Origin of the sequence: Salegentibacter lacus (assembly GCF_020164555.1) — a bacterium.
Taxonomy (GTDB): Bacteria; Bacteroidota; Bacteroidia; order Flavobacteriales; family Flavobacteriaceae; genus Salegentibacter; species Salegentibacter lacus.
Genome location: NZ_JAIQZB010000044.1, coordinates 1 through 3504 on the forward strand (window position 1 = coordinate 1; position 3504 = coordinate 3504).

Annotated in this window: 3 protein-coding genes; all 3 read right to left on the reverse strand. The window is 38.3% G+C overall.

Features of this window, described 5'->3' with window-relative positions; genetic code table 11:
• Nucleotides 1-101: 101 nt before the first annotated feature.
• Genes LB465_RS17905 through LB465_RS17915 form a run of 3 tightly spaced genes read right to left on the reverse strand, consistent with a single transcriptional unit; the run spans nucleotide 102 to nucleotide 3349 of the window.
• On the reverse strand, nucleotides 102-1133 hold the full coding sequence (locus LB465_RS17905; protein WP_224471288.1) for a tyrosine-type recombinase/integrase: 1032 nt from the start codon (nucleotides 1131-1133) through the stop codon (nucleotides 102-104).
• A complete protein-coding gene (locus LB465_RS17910) occupies nucleotides 1117-2124 on the reverse strand; it encodes a tyrosine-type recombinase/integrase (protein ID WP_224471289.1) in 1008 nt (335 codons plus the stop codon). The genes LB465_RS17905 and LB465_RS17910 overlap by 17 nt, the downstream gene beginning before the upstream one ends.
• Entirely contained in the window at nucleotides 2117-3349 is a 1233-nt protein-coding gene (locus tag LB465_RS17915; RefSeq protein WP_224471290.1) for a site-specific integrase, read from the reverse strand. Before LB465_RS17915 ends, LB465_RS17910 begins: the two co-directional genes overlap by 8 nt.
• Nucleotides 3350-3504 lie beyond the last annotated feature (155 nt).

The window sequence follows — 3504 nt, forward strand, 5'->3', positions numbered from 1 at the left end:
CAAAGGTTATGACAACAATATGGTTATGTAAAGCCCGATGTAAAGCGTGTTGATTTATAGCATATTACGTTACAACTTTACATTTAGGCTTTACATAAAAATTATACTTTACCCAATCCTTTCAGCCAAGTTATCAGGTTCTTGTTATCGATCCATTCTCCAGTTATCAGATTAGGTGTCAGACATTCTGATGCTTGTTCTATTGCTTCTCTTTTTTGCTTTGAATCGGCCCTTGCGTAAACCTCTGTAGTCTGGATAGAAGTATGCCCCAGCAAGTCTCTTATCCAAATTAAATTTACTCCAGATTGCAACAGGTGCATAGCTCGGCTGTGCCTAAGCTGATGGCAACTAATTATTTCAGGAATAATATTAGAATTACATGCACGAGCCATATCTGCATATTTTTTTAAAATGTAGCTTATTCCAGCTCTGGTAAGTTTATTTCCCGCGCTATTACAGAAGATAGGTTTTTTCATACTCAACTCATAATCAATATTGTGTCTATCCATATACTTCTTGAGTATGTCCACAACATGGTCAGAAAGAGGTACTATTCTCACTTTTCTCCCTTTTCCATATACCCGGACTGAGTATGGCTTACACTGGATTTTTAATGACTCTAGCGTTAGGTCGACCAGCTCCTGTACTCTACAACCTGTATCATACATCAACGCCAGTATCGCTAAATGTCTTAACTCCTTATAACAAGAATTATCAGGTTGTTCCATTAGTAGTTTTATTCCTTCTTTTGTGAAGTATGCTGGAGTTTGATGTTCTTTTTTTAAGTTCTTGATTGCCATTATTTTTTGCCACTGTTCAAGATGTTCTATGGTTTCATACTGAAGATATGATACAAAGGAATGGATAGCTGCTAACCTACTATTTCGGGTGGCAATGCTATTTCCTTGCTTTTCGATCAGCCATCGGAGATATTCAATCACATTATCTCTGTTAATGTCCAACAATGCTGTATTTTCAATTTTTATTTGCTTTTCATCTCTCAAGTAGGAAAAGAAGGAGACAAAAGAATCGCGGTATGCAGCTATTGTATTAGGGCTCACATTTCGTTCGTGTGGGAGATATACGCCAAGGAAACCTGTCATATATTTTGCTAAGTTATTCGTTGTTGTCATATTTTTCCGGATATATAAAATTATTCAGGGAAGAGCATTGCTCCAGTAGCTTAGGGTATTCACTGCAAGTTAGCCTCACATATCCTTCAGTGGATGAGAGTGACTTGTGCCCAAGATTAGCAGACAGCAGAGGAAGAGCAGCGTATATATCTAAGCCTTCTCTCACCATTTTTGCAAGAGAATGTGTTGCCATGGTATGTCTAAGATCTTGTACCCGAGGTCCAAAGCGTTCCCCTTTATATGCAATCCCACATTGCCGGTATACCTTTTTGAACCAGTGGTATGCATTAGCGGAAGAAAGCGCTTCACCATTTAACTTGACAAAGAAGGGATGATCGTTGTCAGTAACACCCTTTACTGGAAGCATACTCCTGTAATGTAGATAGTTCTGAAGATTCTCCTTTAAGGTGTTGCATATAGGAACCAAACGTTCTTCTCCATTTTTAGTACTGCCCCATGTCCCTACTTTTAGGATATTTCTATTAAGATCCACATCATTGTTTCTCAATGAAATGGCTTCTGTGATTCTTAGACCCGTACTATATAAAAGCCTAATAAGGCAAGGTACTGATATAATAGGGTCATCTTTTCGATGACTTTGACGCTGGAGTCCGTCAGCCTCCTGGAATATGGACTGCATCTGTTCTTCTGAGAAGATATAAGGTAAGAAACCTCGATCATTCGTACATTTCGGCAAGGGCATTATATATGATTTAATCCCATGCTCGTTCATGTATTTAGCCAGTTGTGATAGTCTGGAACATTTTCCATAGAACGTCCTGCTACAATCATTTACTCTCGACTTTGCCCAAGTACCTATTAGCTCTTTCGTAATGATTGGTTTCGATAAGCCATATTGTATGGTAAACTCATCGAACTCCTTGTAAGTCCATTTGGTTCCCATTACAGTTTGCCCGCAGGATTCTTTTATACGAATCAGGGCTTTCATATAGGGAGCCAGTACTCCTTGATAATCAAATGGATTAGTCATAAAACAACCCTCCTTTCTGCTTGTAGAAGTTATCCTGTGATCCTGGGACGTCCAAGACGCATCTAAGCATATGCACTAGGTCTATCCGCACATAGTTTCTTGTGGAATCTACTTCTGAATGGCCCAGGGTTTCTGATATAATTGGGATAGGTATGGATTTATCCAACATTCTCTGTGCTAGACTAAACCTCAATGCATGCCCCCCGTGATGCCTGTTCTCAATCTCTATTTTTGAAGATTTAAAAACAACACTGATAGCCAAATGAACGGATGCCCCATTAAGCTCTTCATATGGGGCACGACAACTTAAGAACACCTTGTCAGACGTAGATTTTGGTCGTGCATACCGTAGATAATCTATAATAGCATTACCAACTATTGGTAAAAGTGGAACGTTCAGGGGATTTCCAGTTTTATACTGTATGAGATTTATTTTATTGTTTTCCCAATCTATATTACTGAAGCTCAGATTGGCAACATCCGAGACACGCAGCCCTGTACGGGAGCATAATAACACCATAGCATAGTTTCGTTTCCCCACATTACTTGAACAAGATATCGACTGCTCTACCTTATGCACTTCATCTGGAGCGTAAAATGAAGGGATTCTCACACGCTTGAATCTCTTACCAATGGATTTCAGCAAATAAGTGTAGTCCTTCGATATGAGGTTTTTGTGAAAGAGGAAGGAAAGGAAGCGCCTGGTAGTATCGATATATTCCTTCTGTTGACGTTCGCGACTTTCAATATACTTTATTACTGCCTCTTCTGTTATTTCTGAGAGATTGTCTATTCCTATCCCTAACAGATATTCAATAAAATTGCTCATTGTTTTTTTGTAACGCTGGAGCGTTTTCTTCTCGTCTATGCGTCTAGATTTCAAGAAGTCAATATATTGATTAGCAGCGTCTCCAATTTCACCCCTTAGCGGGTATTGTATTGGACGATGCATTCTTCCACCAAGATTGTTATTCAACAACACATTGGTTAACACATCAATGCCCTTGATAAGGTCACGATGCTGGAATGTAACATTGGCTCCATCATGACATGTCATTGCAAATTCATTGCCGACATTTTCATCATACTCAACCAAATTTCTAGAGAACATATACGCAAGTATGCCTTTTTTCCACAACCAATTATAGGTTTCGATGCGACTACTTGAATATCTCTTTTCTTTTAAAAGTTGGTTGGCATGTTCAATAAGTTTTTGAATTTCCATAATTTCTGTTTTTTTAATGTTGATTTTGTAATATGCCACATTAAAATTATGGAAAGTTAATATGCGTAGTTCACCGGTAAATCACTGAATTTTAGAGTGTTTTACAGAATAGTAGAATGGTAATAGTCATAACCATATTGTTGTCATAACCTTTG

What these genes read in the sequence shown, in the direction of transcription:
- LB465_RS17905 (WP_224471288.1), bottom strand. Translation starts at nt 1,133, where the DNA reads ATGACAACAACGAATAACTTAGCAAAATATATGACAGGTTTCCTTGGC.
- LB465_RS17910 (WP_224471289.1), bottom strand. Translation starts at nt 2,124, where the DNA reads ATGACTAATCCATTTGATTATCAAGGAGTACTGGCTCCCTATATGAAA.
- LB465_RS17915 (WP_224471290.1), bottom strand. Translation starts at nt 3,349, where the DNA reads ATGGAAATTCAAAAACTTATTGAACATGCCAACCAACTTTTAAAAGAA.